Source organism: Curtobacterium sp. MR_MD2014 (assembly GCF_000772085.1).
Classification (GTDB): domain Bacteria; phylum Actinomycetota; class Actinomycetes; order Actinomycetales; family Microbacteriaceae; genus Curtobacterium.
In genome coordinates, this window is record NZ_CP009755.1 from 457,916 (window position 1) to 474,309 (window position 16,394).

The 16,394-nt window shown below is 72.0% G+C and carries 12 protein-coding genes; 8 read left to right on the forward strand and 4 right to left on the reverse strand.

The annotated features are described in order from the left end of the window. Positions 1-39: 39 nt before the first annotated feature. The 3 genes from NI26_RS02270 to NI26_RS02280 form a co-directional block, all read right to left on the reverse strand. Positions 40-2,136: a hypothetical protein gene (locus NI26_RS02270; protein ID WP_066651963.1), complete on the reverse strand. Its 2,097-nt coding sequence runs from the start codon at positions 2,134-2,136 to the stop codon at positions 40-42. Between the two features lie 152 nt (positions 2,137-2,288). Continuing rightward, positions 2,289-3,119, reverse strand: coding sequence for an aldo/keto reductase (locus tag NI26_RS02275; RefSeq protein WP_066651966.1), 831 nt, complete (start codon positions 3,117-3,119; stop codon positions 2,289-2,291). An 80-nt stretch (positions 3,120-3,199) separates the two neighbouring features. Continuing rightward, positions 3,200-3,598: a pilus assembly protein CpaE gene (locus NI26_RS02280; RefSeq protein ID WP_066651968.1), complete on the reverse strand. Its 399-nt coding sequence runs from the start codon at positions 3,596-3,598 to the stop codon at positions 3,200-3,202. Between the two features lie 318 nt (positions 3,599-3,916). On the opposite strand from NI26_RS02280, the gene NI26_RS02285 reads away from it, so the two are divergent. From NI26_RS02285 to tatA, 3 genes are all read left to right on the forward strand, one after another. After that, complete coding sequence (locus NI26_RS02285) at positions 3,917-6,661, forward strand: glycoside hydrolase family 2 protein (protein ID WP_066651969.1); 2,745 nt, start codon at positions 3,917-3,919, stop codon at positions 6,659-6,661. Between the two features lie 96 nt (positions 6,662-6,757). Next, on the forward strand, positions 6,758-8,200 hold the full coding sequence (locus NI26_RS02290) for a sugar transferase (protein ID WP_066651971.1): 1,443 nt from the start codon (positions 6,758-6,760) through the stop codon (positions 8,198-8,200). Positions 8,201-8,435: 235 nt separating this feature from the next. Beyond that, the gene (tatA, locus tag NI26_RS02295; RefSeq protein WP_396137163.1) at positions 8,436-8,726 is read left to right on the forward strand and encodes a twin-arginine translocase TatA/TatE family subunit; all 291 of its coding nucleotides are present in this window, start codon (positions 8,436-8,438) and stop codon (positions 8,724-8,726) included. A gap of 101 nt (positions 8,727-8,827) precedes the next feature. Here tatA and NI26_RS02300 read toward each other — a convergent pair whose 3' ends face one another. After that, on the reverse strand, positions 8,828-10,015 hold the full coding sequence (locus NI26_RS02300; protein WP_081984591.1) for a heparan-alpha-glucosaminide N-acetyltransferase domain-containing protein: 1,188 nt from the start codon (positions 10,013-10,015) through the stop codon (positions 8,828-8,830). Positions 10,016-10,092: 77 nt separating this feature from the next. On the opposite strand from NI26_RS02300, the gene NI26_RS02305 reads away from it, so the two are divergent. The 5 genes from NI26_RS02305 to NI26_RS02325 all read left to right on the forward strand — a co-directional run bounded on the left by NI26_RS02305 (position 10,093) and on the right by NI26_RS02325 (position 16,370). Then, the gene (locus tag NI26_RS02305; protein WP_066651976.1) at positions 10,093-11,487 is read left to right on the forward strand and encodes an MFS transporter; all 1,395 of its coding nucleotides are present in this window, start codon (positions 10,093-10,095) and stop codon (positions 11,485-11,487) included. A 53-nt stretch (positions 11,488-11,540) separates the two neighbouring features. Then, a complete protein-coding gene (locus tag NI26_RS02310; protein WP_081984593.1) occupies positions 11,541-13,709 on the forward strand; it encodes an ATP-dependent Clp protease ATP-binding subunit in 2,169 nt (722 codons plus the stop codon). A 282-nt stretch (positions 13,710-13,991) separates the two neighbouring features. Continuing rightward, entirely contained in the window at positions 13,992-14,645 is a 654-nt protein-coding gene (locus NI26_RS02315) for a response regulator transcription factor (RefSeq protein ID WP_200884151.1), read from the forward strand. Continuing rightward, a complete protein-coding gene (locus tag NI26_RS02320) occupies positions 14,627-15,775 on the forward strand; it encodes a sensor histidine kinase (protein WP_144411216.1) in 1,149 nt (382 codons plus the stop codon). Before NI26_RS02315 ends, NI26_RS02320 begins: the two co-directional genes overlap by 19 nt. 85 nt (positions 15,776-15,860) lie before the next feature. Continuing rightward, positions 15,861-16,370 carry a hypothetical protein gene (locus NI26_RS02325; protein ID WP_066651981.1) on the forward strand — a complete coding sequence of 170 codons (510 nt, stop codon included), beginning with the start codon at positions 15,861-15,863 and terminating at the stop codon, positions 16,368-16,370. The last annotated feature ends 24 nt before the right edge of the window (positions 16,371-16,394 follow it).

Below are 16,394 nucleotides of genomic sequence, written 5' to 3' on the forward strand. Positions count from 1 at the left end.
CACCGTGGTGACGGGGCCGTCGTGCGCGAGCGGTCGGGCTCAGATGTGCACGGACACCTGGGTCTGCTTGCCGCCGGCGGTCACGGTGATCACGTGGTCACCCTTCGCGAGACCGGACAGGGAGAGCTTGCCCTCGCCGTCGGCCTTGATCGCGCCCGCGGCGAGCTGCTGCTCGCCCTCGTGGGCCTGCAGGCCGGCGATGCCGGTGGGGAGGCCCCACACGGTGATCTGCGCGGTGCCGAAGAGGGCGCTGGTGCTCGTGACCTGGGCCTCGAGCTGGTCGGCGGCGTGGTCGCCGTTGCCGATCGTGAGCGTGCGCTCGACCTGCTCGCCGTCGATCGTCGCGGTCGCGGTGACGACCGTGGTGAGCTTCTTCGGAGCGGTCACGACGACCTGCGCCGCTTCCTCGTCGCCGAGGGTCACCGTCTTGGTCTTGCCGTTGGCCGCGACGGTCACCTCGGTGCCCTTCGGGCCGAGGACGTCCACGGCGACCTGGCTGTCGCTGATGCGGGTCGAGTCGACGGCGAACGCGGTGTCGGACGCGCCGTCACCCGGCTCCTCGGTGCCGCTGCCGTCGCCGGGCTCCTCGGTGCCGCTGCCGTCGCCGGGCTGCTCGGTGCCCTCGCCGGGCTGCTCGGTGCCGCTGCCGTCGCCGGGCTGCTCGGTGCCCTCACCCGGCTGCTCGGTGCCCTCGCCGGGCGCCGAGTACGTGAGGACGTAGGCCGAGCTGGTCCAGGCGCCCGTACGGCTCTCGAAGAGGAAGTGCAGGTCGTTCTCGCCCTCGTGCAGGTCGCGGGAGAAGGCCAGCGTGAACTCGCCGTCGGCGTTCGCACGCCCCGACGCGTAGGTGCGGCCGTTCGCGTCCTCCAGGTCCACCGGGCTGTAGGCGCGGACGCCGGAGCCGGAGATGGCGGGACGTGCCTCGTGGACGGTCGATCCGCTCGCCAGGGCCGGCTCGAACGTCGAGGACTTCGGCGTGTAGGTGATGTCGAGTCGCTGGCGCTCGACCCAGTCGCCGTTCGCCTGCTGGAAGCGGACGACGACCCGGTTCTCGCCCTTGTAGAGGGAGCCCTCGAGCTTCGTGGACCAGTGCCCGTGCTCGTCGGCGGTGGCGACGCCGAGCGCCGGGCCGGTGATGCCGCCGATGCTCACCGAGCCGCCGGGACGGGCGGTGCCCTCGAACGTCGGCTGCGAGGTGCGGACCTCGTCGCCGTCGTGCAGGTTCGTCACGGCCTCGACCGGGGACTGCCCCTCGCCGGGCTGCTCCCCGCCGCCCTGCTGGCCGTCACCCTGACCGGCACCCGGCTGCTCGCCGCCGCCCTGCTGGCCGTCGCCCTGACCGGCACCCGGCTGCTCGCCGCCGCCCTGCTGGCCGTCGCCGGGCTGCTCGCCGTCGCCGGGCTGCGTGCTGCCGGTGTCGACCGGGGCCCAGTTGCTCACGGCGAACAGGTCGTGGTTCGGGGTGCTGGCCGGGATCACGTCGTTCACGGCGCGGAGCGCGGCCTGCTCGGCGGCGGCACCGCCCGGGATCGTGATCTCGAAGCGGCCGTCGGCGCCGGTCGGGGCGCTCGCCACGATCGACCCCCGGTCGAGCGATGCCTCGACGCGCACGTCGCGGTTCGCGGTGCCGCGGACGACCAGGTCGTCGCCCTTCCGGTCGACGGACGAGACGACCGGGTCGGCGGCGTAGGCGTCGAGCTGCGCCTGGTCCGGAGCGCTGTGGTGCCCGTCCGCCTTGACGACCGCGGCGGTGATGACCTGCGGACCCGACGGCAGGACGGCGAGGTCGCAGGTGTACAGGTGCTGGTTCGCCGGGGTGTTGTGCCCGGTGCAGAGCAGGTGGCCCTGCTGGTCGACGACCTTGAGCGAGCCCTTCGAGACCGAGCTCGTGACCGCGACGGACGGGGTCGCGCGGCTCGCTTCGAAGACGCTGAGCCCGTCGCGCTCGCCGGTGCTCCGCGCCCCCTGGACCTCGTTGATGCCGGTGAAGCTGTCGGCGATGGGTCGCTCGTGCGTCGCGCCCGGGATCGTCGGGAGGTCGGGTGCCGCGTTGGCGGCCGTCGCGACGACGAAACCCGACGAGGTGAGGACGAGTCCGAGTGCCGCCCCGGTGGCGGCACGGGTGATCTTGCGCATGGGTTCCTTTCGGTGGGATCCGTGCCAGTGACAGCGCGGACGAGCACCCATGTTGTATTTCGCATACTGAAACTATTCCGGGTGTGAGCGATACCCCGTGCACGACGAAGCGCCCCGCCGGTGGCGGGGCGCTTCGTCGACGTGACCTCGGATCAGGCGGGGACGTAGTCGAACGTGTCGGGGTCCGGGCCCGTGCGGTGGCCCTTGTCGAGCGACGTGATCGCCGTCATGTCGTCGTCGGAGAGCTCGAAGTCGAAGATCGCGAAGTTCTCCTCGACCCGCGAGCGCGTGACCGACTTCGGGAAGACGATGTCGCCGCGCTGGATGTGCCAGCGGAGGACGACCTGCGCCGGGGTCTTGCCCGTGGCGCCGGCGATGCGGGTGATGGTCTCGTCGTCGAGCACGAGGCCCTGAGCGATCGGGGACCAGGCCTCGGTGGCGATGCCGTGCTCGGTGCCGTATGCGCGGAGCTCGTCCTGCACGAGGTACGGGTGCACCTCGATCTGGTTGACGGCCGGGGTGATCGTCGTCTCGGCGGCCAGGCGGTTGAGGTGGTGCGCCTGGAAGTTGCTCACGCCGATCGAGCGGGCGGTGCCGGCGTGGTAGAGCTCCTCCATCGCCTTCCAGGTCGGGACGAAGTCCGTCACGGTCGGCAGCGGCCAGTGGATGAGGAAGAGGTCCGTGTACCCGCCGAGCAGGTCGGCCGACTTCTTGCCGTTCTCGGCGGCGAGGGCCGGGTCGTGGAAGCCGTTGTTGAGCTTCGACGTGACGAAGATCTCCTCGCGCGGGATGCCGGACGCCTCGATGGCCTCCCCGACCTCCTTCTCGTTGCCGTACATCTCGGCGGTGTCGATGTGGCGGTAGCCGACCTCGAGTGCGGTGAGGGTCGCTTCCTTCGTGTTCTCGGGCTCGATCTGGAAGACGCCGAAGCCGAGCTGCGGGATGGTCTTGCCGTCGTTCAGGGTGATGTTCGGAACGGTCATGTCACCATGCAACCAAAGCGCCCCCAGGAGGCATTCCGGCAACACTCAGTCGGGCGCGCTGCGCGCGGGAACCGGACCGCTCAGGCGAGCGCGGCCGTGATGTACGCGAGCAGGGCGTCCCCGTACGCCACAGCCGGGTCGTCGCTCCGGAACTCCCGGGCGACCCCGTCGATCGTCGCCGTGACGACGAACCCGGCGGCGAGCGACACGAACGCCGGTCCGAGCAGGTCGCGCAGCTGGTCCTCCCGCGGGAGCCAGAGCGACTCGGACGCCTCGACCGAGTCGAGCGCCCACTCCGTCGTCCCGTTGAAGCCGAGCGAGGTGCCGCTGGGGTGGTCGTGCCGCTCCACCGTCATCTCGGAGACGGTGTAGACGTCGTCGTCGACCCCGGGCTTGTCGATGACGAACCGGTCGCCCGTCCCCGGGTGCCAGCGGAGTCCGGCGTCGCGCAGCGACCGGGCGAGTTCGACGGTGATCACCGCACCACCCTGCCACGCAGGGCCGGAGGGCGGACGCGACCCGACGGGGCCCGACGCCGTCAGGACGCGTCGCGCGGTCCGTCGTCGTGGACGTGGTCGCCGGCAAGGTCGACGTACTAGCATCGCCGAGCACCCCCGCGCGCGACGAGCACTCGTCCGCGCGCGCGGACGCGACGACGCCTGGGCGACCGGTGCCGTGCCTCCCGGCCGCTCACGCGACCACGGGCACGACCGCCGGCCGGTGTCACGGTGCCGGGGCGGCCACGAGCCGCCGCCGGGTCCTGTCCGCCCTCCCCGTCCGCCCAGCAAAGGACCCGCATGACCCTCGAGCGCGAGGAACTCCGCGACGACTGGACCGTGGCGATCGCCGGCGACCAGGTGCCGACCGGGGCACCGGCCGGGATCACGGGTCGCACGATCCCCGCCACGGTGCCGGGTCAGGTGCACACGGACCTCGAACGCGAGGGGATCGTCGCGGACCCGACCGTCGACCGCAACGAGGACGGCGCGAAGTGGGTCGGCCGGGCCGACTGGGCCTACCGGCGGACGGTGGACGTCGCACCTCGGGGCCACGAGCGCGTCGACCTGGTGTGCGAGGGGCTCGACACGGTCGCCGAGCTGAGCCTCGACGGCGTGGTCGTCGGCACCACCCGCAACATGCACCGGCGGTACCGGTTCGACCTCAACGACGTCCCGGGTGCCGCGGGCGACCGCGAGCTCGAGCTGCTCTTCGAGTCGCCGTACCGCGAGGCCGGCCGGGTCGCCGCACGCGCCGGCTCGATGCCGGGACCGTACGACGAACCGTTCCCGTACATCCGCAAGCAGGCGTCGAACTTCGGCTGGGACTGGGGCCTGACCGCGGTGACGAGCGGTCCGTGGCGTCCGGTCGCGATCGAGCGCTGGTCCACGGCGCGGCTCGCCGAGGTGAAGCCGCTGGTCGACGTCGAGGCCGGCGAGGGCGTCCTCGACGCGCACGTGCGGGTCGAGCGGTCCGGGATGAACGACCTCGACCAGGACGGTGAGGACGACGACCTCGTGCTCGTCGTCACGGTCGCCGGCCCGACCGTGGACGGCGGGACGACCCGACAGCGCTCCCGGGCGCAGCTGACCCCGAAGGACGACGAGACCGTCGTCACGGTGCGCGTGCCCGAGGTGCGGCGCTGGTGGCCGCGCGGCTACGGCGAGCAGCCCCGCTACGACGTGACCGTCGAGCTGCAGACCGTCGACGGCGAGGTCCTGGACCGCCGGACGGCGAAGACGGGCTTCCGCTCGGCCCGGATCGACACCGCGGACGACGCGGTCGGCAAGCCCTTCACCGTCGTGGTGAACAGCACCGTCATCGACGTCCGCGGCGTGAACTGGATCCCGGACGACGTCATCGTGTCGCGGGTGGACCGCGCGCGGACGGCGGACCGGCTCGGCGTCGCCGCGGACCTCGGCGTGAACCTCGTCCGCGTGTGGGGCGGCGGGGTCTACGAGTCCGACGACTTCTACGACGTCTGCGACGAGCTCGGTCTGCTCGTCTGGCAGGACTTCGCGTTCGCCTGCGCGGCCTACCCCGAGATCGAGCCGATCCGCAGCGAGGTCGTCGCCGAGGCCCGGGACAACGTCGCACGCCTGGCCGGCCACCCGTCGCTCGTGGTCTGGAACGGCAACAACGAGAACATCTGGTTGCACGACGCGGACGGCTGGGCCGAGGAGCTCGGCGACCGTGGCTGGGGACTCGACTACTACCTCGACCTCCTCCCGACGATCGTCGACGCGGTCGACCCGTCGCGCTTCTACACGGTGGCCTCGCCCTGGTCGGGTTCCGAGACCCTGCCCGCGAACGACGTCGACCACGAGACGCACCACTCGTGGGACGTCTGGAACCGGCTGTCCGACGACCACTACCGCGACTCCGTCCCGCGGTTCGTGTCCGAGTTCGGGTGGCAGGCGCCGCCCGCCTGGCGCACCCTCCGCGACGCGGTCACGGACGAGCCGCTGCGCGTGGACTCGCCCGGTGTCGTGCACCACCAGAAGGCCGACGACGGCATGGGCAAGCTGGCACGGGGGATCGAGCCGCGCTTCGGCGTCGTCGATCCGGCCGAGTTCGACCGCTGGCACTACCTGACGCAGCTGCAGCAGACGCGGGCCGTCGCGACCGGCGTCGAGCACTGGCGGACGCACTGGCCGCGGAACACCGGGGTCGTCGTCTGGCAGCTCAACGACCTCTGGCCGGTGGCATCGTGGTCCGCGATCGACTCCGCCGGGCGGCTCAAGCCGCTCGCCCACGAGCTGCGTCGGCTGTACGACGACGTCCTGCTGGCGATCCGGCCCGTCGTGCGTCCGTCCGCTGACGACGACGCGGTTCCGACGTCGTCCGGAGACCGGCCTGGAGGCGCGGACCACGTCGGCACGTCGGCTCCCCTCGACGGGGCGGCCGGGACCGCCGCGAGCGCCGGTACCGCCGACGGCGCCTCCGAGTCCGGGGGGCTCGTCGACACGCTGTCGCTCGGGGTGTCGCCCGGGTCGTTCGGACACTCGCCCGTCGAGATCGCGGTGCGGTCCTCCCGCGGCGGTCGCGACAGCGTGGTGCGGGTCCGGCGCATGCACGTGTCCGGCAGGATCCTCGCCGAGGTCACGCTGCCCGTCCGGCTGTCGGAGGCCGGCGTCGCCGTCGTCGACCTGCCCGAGTCGGTCGGCGTCCTGGACGACCCGACGCGTGAGCTCGTCGTGGCGGACATGGACTGGCGTCGTGCGGTCTGGACCGCGTCGCCGGACAAGGACGTGCAGTGGGAGCCGGCGCGGTACCGCACGACGGTCGCCCCCGCGGCCGACGGTGACGGACACCACCTGGTCGTCGAGGCCGAGTCGCTCGTGCGGGACCTGCTCGTGCAGCCGGACCGCATCGCGCCGACCGGCACCGTCGACCGCGGCTTCATGACGCTGCTGCCGGGGGAGCGCGTGGGCTTCCGGGTCCGCGGGCTGTCCGACGCCGAGGCTGCTCGCCTGACGGAGGGCGCGGCGCTCTGGTCGCTCACGGACGCTGTGCTGCCCGCGACACCTCACACTCCGCACTGATATACTGGCCGGGTCCGGTGTCACCGGACCCGGCAGGGAACGCCCCTGCCGGCCATCGTCCGGAGGTGCTGGATGTCGCTCGCAGTGCGTCGGCCGATGACGAGCACGCCTCGACGGGGTGTCCCTGCAGGAGCATCGCACCGGTTCTCGCTCGTCGTCGGCGCGCTCGACCTCGGGCTGCTCGTCGTCGCGTTCGGCGTCGCGCACGCCCTCCGGTTCCCGTGGGAGGGGCCCTCCCTCGCGACCAGCCCCGGCTGGACCGAGGTCGTGACGGCCCCCGCGATCATCGTGCTCTGGACTGCCCTGCTCTCCGGCTTCCGGACGCGCGACCCCCGCATCGCCGGCGTCGGTGGTGAGGAGTACCGACGGCTCGTGACCGCGAGCCTCGCCGCCGCCGCAGCAGTCGCCGTGATCGCCTACGCGGTCCGTCTCGACATCGCGCGGGGGTACGTGGCGATCGCGTTCCCGCTCGGCCTGGTCCTGCTCGCGCTCGGGCGCAAGGCCGTCCGCACGGTCATCGCCCGGCGCCGGGTCCAGGGGCGGCAGCTGCTCGACGTCCTGCTCGTCGGCGACCTGGACGACGTCCGCTACGTCGGACGACGCATCGTCGCCACCCCTGCCGCGGGCTACCGGGTCGCCGCCGTGGTCACCGATTGCGCCGACCTCGGCACGCAGGTCACCCTCGGCGATGACGCCTCGCAGGTCGTCGGCGGGATCGACGACGTGCTCGACGTCGCGACGTCGACCGGGGTCGCCGCCGTCGTGGTCGCCGGTGCGATCCGCGGCGGCCACGAGCGCCTGCGCCGTCTCGGCTGGCAGCTCGAGGAGCGTGGCGTCGAACTCGTCGTCTCCTCGCCGCTGGCCGACATCGCGTCGGGTCGTGTCCACGAGCGACCCGTGGACGGCTTGCCGCTCATGCACGTCGAGACGCCCGACTACGGGTGCCGTCGGGGAAAGCGTCTGCTCGACGTGGTCGGGTCCGCCGTCGGCCTGGTCGTGCTCGCGCCGCTGCTCGCGGCGATCGCCGTCGTCATCCGGCTCGACGACGGAGGCCCGGTGTTCTTCCTGCAGCGCCGGGTCGGCCGAGGCGGGCAGGAGTTCTCCATCCTGAAGTTCCGCACGATGTGCGTCGACGCCGAGGCCCGGATCGCCGAACTCGCCACTGCCAACGAGGGCTCCGGGCCCCTGTTCAAGCTCCAGCGGGACCCTCGTGTGACGCGGGTCGGTGCGTTCCTTCGTCGGACGTCGCTCGACGAGCTGCCGCAGCTGTGGAACGTCCTCACGGGGTCGATGAGCCTCGTCGGCCCCCGCCCCGCGCTGCCGAGTGAGGTCGCGGTGTACGAGGACTTCGCCGACCGGCGCCTGCTCGTCACGCCCGGCATGACCGGACTGTGGCAGGTCAGTGGTCGATCCGACCTCGACTGGGTCGAGGGCGTGCGGCTCGACCTGCACTACGTCGAGAACTGGTCGTTCGTGCACGACCTCGTGATCCTCGCCAGGACGATCCCGTCCGTCCTGCGGTCCCGCGGCGCCTACTAGCCGCCCCACCGACCCCGGCCGCGCCTTGACCCGCGGCCGGAACGGCGCACCCCCGGAGAGCAGCGGCCTCCGGGGGTGCTGCCATGTCGTCCGGTGCAGCCTGTGCGAACGGTGTCCGTTCCGGCTCCCGCCTGGGCTTCCGGTCGGGTGCGGGTTACGATGATCGGACGACGGACTTCCGCCCTCCCGGTCGACGATGACCGGACGGGCGTCGCCAGACCCAGAACAAGGAGACATGATGCTCGGAAACCTGACGGGGATCCACCTGCTGATCATCCTCGGGATCATCATCCTGCTGTTCGGTGCGACCAAGCTCCCGGCGCTCGCCAAGGGCCTGGGCCAGTCGATCAACATCTTCAAGAAGGAGATGGGCGACGACAAGAAGAAGAACGACGACGGCACCGTGAACACGGCGACGACCGGTCCGACCGTGCAGAACACGGCGCAGCCGACCGCGCAGCCCGTCGTCAACCCCGGCCCCTCGGTGCAGCCCGACGTGCACTCGACCGCCGAGCCCAAGAACTAGGACACCCAGCCCCGTCCTGTCGGCAGCCCCCGCGACCACTCTGGTCGCGGGGGCTTCGGCGTTCGGGCGACGTCCTGCTCCGGCCCTGGTCCTGCTCGACGTCAGGACGTCGTGGTCGGTGGATCGTCGAGTGCTCGGGCGGCACGTCGGGTGAGCGCCTCGAGGGGACCCCGACGCCCGGAGCGGTGGACGAGCAGTGCGGCGACGACGGCGGCCACGAGGAGGACGACGAAGGGCCCCCACCCGCCGAGTGCCGGCAGCGGGTCCGGTTCGCCCGATCGCGACCAGACGCCGATGGCCAGGACGTGCGCGCAGTAGAGCGTCAGCGCGAGACGGCCGACGGCGCTGAGCGGGAGCAGGACCGTCGGGGCGTACCGACCGAGGAGCCCGAGCGCAGCCAGCACTGCGAGGGCGATGCCGAGGGCTCCGACGAGCTCGAAGGTCGACCCGGCGTGCGGGGTGACGTCGAGCAGGCGTGCCCAGTCGATCCGTGGGAAGGGCGGGTTCTGGGCGACGATGCCGGGGCCGCCCTCCGGGACGGCGGGCGCCACCGGCGCGGAGCCGCTGCCGCTGCCGCTGCCGCTGTCCCCGCCTCCGCCGACGGGGATCATCGTCCCGACCGGTCCCGTGATGCCGAGTGCGGTGCCGATCGCGGCTCCGTACCCGGTCGCGGCGAGCCCGACACCCACCAGGAGCACCCGGCGCAGGACGTCGGCGCGGTCGAGCCCGAGTCGAGCCACGAGCACGCCCGCGAGGACGACCCCGAACCACGACACGGCGGGGTACCCGGTGAAGAGCAGCCCCGCGGTGCTGCTGCCGCCGGTCATCTCGACGACGGCCTGTCCGACGAGGGCGAGCACGGGACCGACCACGAGGGCGAGCACGGCGGCGAGGACGACCCAGCGGAGCCGGAGCCGCAGGAACGGCAGCGCGGCGACGAACAGCACGGCGTAGGTCGGCAGGATGACGAGCACGCCTCCGGGCACCAGGGTCAGGAGCCCGCCGATCGCCAGGAGCGTCGCGGCACGGGCGAGGACGTGCCGTCGGTCGCGGACCCGACCGGCCGGCCCCGGACCTGTGGTGAGCAGGACCAGGGAGGCCCCGGCGCAGAGCGCGAACAGGACCGAGGAGCGACCGTTCACGAGGTCGGGCCAGCTCGACGGATCCGTCCAGTCGAAGAGCGTGTCCGCCGCTCCGACGTGGGCGGCGAACATGCCGAGGACGGCGAGCCCGCGAGCGGCGTCGAGGCCGGCGAGACGTGGACGAGTGGGGGCGTTGACATGTTGCATGTCGACGATGCTCGCGAGCGCGCTGTTTCGTCGGCGCAACCGGTCGCCGGATCACTCCGACGAGGAGGATGGGGCGCATGACCGCTCCGGCCGCAACGGCCCCGCTCCGTGACGACCGCCGGGTGGTCCTCGTGGTCGCGATCCTCGCGTCCTTCGTCGTCGGGCTCGACTCGAGCGTCGTCAACGTCGCCCTGCCCGCGATCCGCCGGGAGCTCGGTGGTGGTCTCGTCGTGCAGCAGTGGACCGTCGACGCCTACCTGGTCACGCTCGGCTCGTTGATCCTGGTCGCCGGCTCCCTCTCGGACCTGTTCGGCCGGGTCCGGATCATCCGGTGGGGCCTGGTCGTCTTCGGTGTCGCCTCGGTGGTGTGCGCGATCGCGCCGACGGGCGAGGTCCTGGTCGTCGCCCGGGCGTTCCAGGGTGTCGGTGGGGCGCTCGTGACCCCGAGCGCCCTGGCGCTCATCGTCGCGGCGTTCCGGGGCGCCGCGCAGGCGAAGGCGATCGGGTCGTGGACGGCCTGGTCGAGCGCCGCGTCCATCCTCGGGCCGGTCGTCGGCGGGCTGATCGTCGACGGCATCGGCTGGCGCTGGATCTTCGTGGTGACGGCCGTGCCGATCGCGGTGACCATCCCCCTGGTCCGGCGGATCTCCGGCGACGTGGTCACCGGCGACCGTCCGCGGGTGGACGTGATCGGCGCGGTGCTCGCCGTGGTCGGGGTCGGCGGTGTCGTCCTCGGCCTGATCGAGCAGGAGCGCCTCGGGTGGGGCGCGCCGGTCGTCGTCGCCGCGCTCGTGCTCGGCGCGGCGTCCCTCGTGGCCTTCGTGCCGTGGGAGCTCCGCGTGACCCGGACCGCCGGCTCGCCCCTGGTGCCGCTGGAGCTGTTCCGCGCGCGCAACTTCACGGTCGGCAACCTGGCGACGCTCTCGATCTACGGGGCGCTCGGGATGGTGTTCTTCGTCGTGACCCTGTTCCTGCAGGAGGTGTGGGACTTCCCCGCGTGGGTCGCCGGACTCGCGACGTTGCCGCCGACGCTGATGCTCCTGGCGCTGTCCACCACGGTCGGTTCGTTCTCCGGCCGGTACGGTCCACGGTGGTTCATGGCTGCCGGGCCGGCCGTGGCCGCGGTCGGCGCGCTGCTGATGCTGCTCGCCGGCGACGACCCGGCGGGCTACTGGTGGTCGGTGCTGCCCGGGCTCGTGCTGATCGGCGCGGGGATCGCGACCATGGTGACGCCGTTGACGAGTGCCGTCCTCGGATCGGTGCCGCAGGCGGAGGCCGGTGCCGGGTCCGCCGTGAACAACGCGGTCGCCCGCATCGCCGGGCTGGTGACGGTGGCCCTGGCGGGCGTCGTCCTGGGTGGCGGGGTGAGCGTCGACGGGTTGCACCGCGCGATGGTCGTGATGGCGCTGCTGCTCGCCGCCGGAGCCGTCGTCAGCGCGGTCGGGATCCGGAATGCACCGCTGCGCTCGTAAGTTGAGTGCAGTAGACTCAAGTACACCACCACCGCACGGAAAGGACGGACCGCATGGCGAACCTCCAGGGCGCCCCCGACTCGCAGGAACGGCAGAAGACCGCCCTCGAGCAGTACGGCGTCGACCTCACCGCGATCGCGCGGAGCGGCAAGCTCGACCCGGTGATCGGTCGTGACGCCGAGATCCGCCGTGTCTCCCAGGTGCTGACGCGGCGGACCAAGAACAACCCCGTGCTCATCGGTGAGCCCGGGGTCGGCAAGACCGCCGTGGTCGAGGGTCTCGCGCAGCGCATCGTCGCCGGCGACGTCGCCGACTCGCTGAAGGACAAGCGGCTCGTGTCGCTCGACATGTCCGCCCTCATCGCCGGCGCGAAGTACCGCGGCGAGTTCGAGGAGCGGCTCAAGGCCGTCCTCAAGGAGATCGACGACTCGGACGGTCAGGTCATCACGTTCATCGACGAGCTGCACACGCTGATGGGGGCCGGCGGCGGTGAAGGGTCCGTCGCGGCGTCGAACATGCTCAAGCCGATGCTCGCCCGCGGTGAGCTGCGGCTGATCGGCGCGACGACGCTCGACGAGTACCGCGAGTACATCGAGAAGGACGCCGCGCTCGAGCGCCGCTTCCAGCAGGTGTTCGTGGGGGAGCCGAGCGTCGAGGACACCGTGGCGATCCTCCGCGGACTCAAGGAGCGGTACGAGGCGCACCACAAGGTGACCATCAACGACTCCGCCCTGGTCGCCGCCGCGAGCCTGTCGAACCGCTACATCTCCGGTCGCCAGCTCCCCGACAAGGCGATCGACCTCATCGACGAGGCCGCCAGCCGACTGCGCATGGAGATCGACTCGAGCCCGGTCGAGATCGACGAGCTCAAGCGCAGCGTGGACCGCCTGCGCGTCGAGGAGTTCGCGCTGAAGCAGGAGAAGGACGACGCGTCGAAGGCGCGGCTGGCGACCCTGCGCGCGGAGCTCGCCGGGCGCCAGGAGCGGCTCGACGAGCTCGAGCAGCGGTGGCAGGCCGAGCGGGCGAGCCTCAACCGCATCGGTGAGCTCAAGCAGCAGCTCGACGAGCTGAACATGCGCAGCCAGCGCGCGCAGCGGGAGGCGCAGTACGAGACGGTGTCGCGCATCGAGTACGGCGAGAAGCCCCGGATCGAGGCCGAGCTCGCGGCGGCCGAGCAGGCCGAGAGCGCCGACCGCATGGTGAACGACAGCGTCACGGACGAGGACATCGCCGCCGTGATCGCGCAGTGGACGGGCATCCCGATGGGGCGCCTGCTGCAGGGTGAGACCGAGAAGCTCCTGCACCTGGAGACCGAACTCGGTCGTCGGATCATCGGGCAGCGCGCCGCGGTGTCCACCGTGTCCGAGGCGGTGCGTCGCACCCGCGCCGGCATCTCCGACCCAGACCGCCCGACGGGCTCGTTCCTGTTCCTCGGCCCCACCGGCGTCGGCAAGACCGAGCTCGCCAAGGCGCTCGCCGAGTTCCTGTTCGACGACGAGAAGGCCCTCGTCCGCATCGACATGAGCGAGTACGGCGAGAAGCACTCGGTCGCTCGGCTCATCGGTGCCCCGCCCGGGTACGTCGGGTACGAGGCCGGCGGGCAGCTCACCGAGACCGTCCGGCGCCGCCCGTACTCGGTGGTGCTGCTCGACGAGGTCGAGAAGGCGCACCCCGAGGTGTTCGACGTCCTGCTCCAGGTGCTCGACGACGGACGCCTGACCGACGGGCAGGGGCGCACGGTCGACTTCCGGAACACGATCATGGTCCTGACGTCGAACCTCGGATCGCAGTTCATGACCGACCTGACGCTCACGGACGAGCAACGGGACGAGGCCGTGCGTGAGCTCGTGCAGCAGGCGTTCCGGCCCGAGTTCGTGAACCGTCTCGACGACATCGTCGTGTTCCAGGCGCTCACCACCGACGACCTCGGCCAGATCGTGTCGCTGTACGTCGACCGTCTGGCTCGTCGTCTGTCGGACCGCCGACTCGAGCTGGCCGTGACGCCGGCGGCGCGCAGCTGGCTCGCCGACCGCGGCTACGACCCCGTCTACGGGGCGAGGCCGCTCCGCCGCCTCATGCAGCGGCAGATCGACGACCGGTTGGCGCGGGCGATCCTGTCCGGGGACGTCCGCGACGGGGACACCGTCCGCGTGGACGTCGCCGCGGGCGGCGACGAGCTGACGGTCGAGCCGTTCGAGCTCGCGGAGATCGTCGAGGAGTAGGTCGCGTCCGCCCCGCGGCAGGGTGCGGCCGGGAGGTCCGGTGCCGGTCCGACGGACCGGCACCGGGCCTCCCGGTCGTTGCGTCGCCCCCGGCAGCGTTACGGCCGCGAAACAGTGCACGCGCGACGGTGGTCGCATGGAACCACAGACCGTCGAAACCGTCCCCCTGTTCATCACCCGATCCGCGGAGACGACCGAGTTCGTCGTGCGGTTCGACGAACGGCGGGGGACCGTCCACCTCGACTCAGCGGATTCATAGACATCGCATGTGAAATGTCGAATGTGCGTGTACTCGTGGTCGACGATGAGACCTCCCTGGCCGATCTCGTCGCGAAGGGACTCTGTCGCCAGGACATGGCCGTCGACGTCGCCCACCGGGGCGACGAGGCGGACGAACTCCTGTCGGTGAACGACTACGACGTCGTCGTGCTCGACCGCGACCTGCCGGGTCTGCACGGGGACGAGGTCGCGCGTCGACTCGCGGCGAGGGGTTCGCTGACCCGGATCCTCATGCTGACCGCCGCGACCACGCTGGCAGACCGCGTGCACGGGCTCGAACTCGGTGCGGACGACTACCTCGCGAAGCCGTTCGAGTACCCGGAGCTCGTCGCCAGGGTCCGTGCGCTCGGGCGGCGGAGCGTCGCGCCGGTCGCGCCGGTGCTCGAGCGGGACGGGATCGTCGTCGACTCGAACCGGCGCATCGCCACCCGCGACGGCCGACCGCTCGACCTGACGTCGAAGGAGCTCGGCGTGCTCGAGGTGCTGCTCCGCGCGGACGGTCGCATCGTCTCGTCCGAGGAGCTGCTCGAGAAGGTCTGGGACATGAACATCGACCCGTTCACGGCGGCCGTCCGGGTGACCCTGTCGAAGCTCCGCAAGAAGCTCGGGCCGCCGGACCCGATCCGGACCGTCCCGGGGTGCGGGTACGCACTGTGACGCGGCTCTGGAGCATCGGCGTCCGGACGACCGTCGGATTCGCGGTCTCCGCGATGGCCCTGACCACGGGCGTGCTCGTGTTCGTCGCGCTCGCGTCCCAGTGGTCGCTCCGCGCAGCCACCGAGTTCCGACCGACGGCGCTGTCCTCGGCCGCGACGCCGTCGGTCGGACGTGATCCGCACGTCGACCCCTCGGCGGTGCCCTCCGGTGCGGTCGCCTTCGTGCAGGTCGCCGCCGAGCAGCAGTGGCAGTGGTCGGCGGTCGGCATCGCCGTCGCGGGGGTGCTCGCCGGTCTGCTCGGCTGGGTCCTGAGCCGCCAGGTCCTGCGCCCGATCGACCGGATGGCGCGCACCGCCGACCGGATCTCGGCGTCGACCCTCCACGAACGCATCGCGCTCGACGGTCCCGACGACGAACTCCGCAGGCTCGCGCGCACGGTGGACGCCCTGCTCGACCGGCTCGAGGCGGCGTTCGCGAGCCAACGGCGGTTCGTGGCGCAGGCCGCGCACGAGTTGCGCACGCCGCTCGCGGTGCAGCGCGCGTCGGTGCAGATCGGGCTGCCCGACGACGCCACCCCGGCCGAGCTCGCGGCGGTCCGGGCGGAGCTCCTCGAGCAGAACCGTCGCACCGAGCACCTCGTCGACTCGCTCCTGGTGCTCGCCGAGGCGGAGCGCGGACTCGAGGACCGGTCGACGGCGGTCGACCTCGGTGCCGTCGCCCGTGACGTCGTCGCGCAGGCCGCCGGTGCTGCGCGTGACGCCGACGTCACGCTCGTCGTCGACGAGCAGGACGTGCCCCGCGGGCTGACCGGCGAACCGCTGCTCGTCCGGCAACTCGTCGGCAACCTGGTCGACAACGCGATCGAGTACAACGAACCGGGCGGCACGGTCCTCGTCCGCACAGGCGTGCACGGGGTGACGGTCGAGAACACCGGGGTGCTCATCGACCCGGACGAGGTCCAGCACCTCACCGAGCCGTTCCGTCGCGGGGAGCACCCGGGCTCGAAGCGGCACAGCGGCCTCGGGCTGTCGATCGTCGCCGCGATCGCGGACGCGCACGGCTGGTCGCTCCGGCTCGAGCCCCTGGCCGACGGCGGGCTCCGCGCCGTCGTTCGTGTCTCATCGGTGTGATCGGTGTGGTCGGTGTGATTCGTGTTTCGTCGGTGTAATCGGCGGGCGGCCGTCCCCGAAACACCGTGTCCGGTGTCCTGGATGCATGAACAACACCACCACACCGACTCCCTCGATCCTCCACCGGGCCGCCGTCGTCCTCGCGCTCGTCGTCGGCGCTCCGCTCGCCCTCGCCGGGTGCACCGCGCACGACACGGCGGGAGCGGCTGACACCGCCGCGTCCAGCGGGCTCGGGTCGAAGTGGGGGTCCTGCATGCGGCACGCCGGCTTCGAGGCCGAGGACCCGAGCGACGACGAGGTCACCAGCGGCTCGGTGCTCACGCCGCCCGGGGTCGATCAGGCTGCCTTCCTGGAGGCCGCACAGACGTGCAACCAGCAGATCGGCGTGCAGTCCGCCGACTCGGCGCAGAAGGACGAGTGGAAGCGCCAGTACGCCGCGGTCGACGCCTGCATCCGGGAGGAGTTCCCCGACGCACCCGTGCAGGAACCCGGGCAGCTCAACTACGGCGACATCTCCGAACGTCCGGACTTCGAGGAGCGCTGGCAGGAGTGCCTGACGGAACACGCGCCCGACACGAAGACGCAGAGCCGCTGACGATGCCCAGCCGCACCACGACGA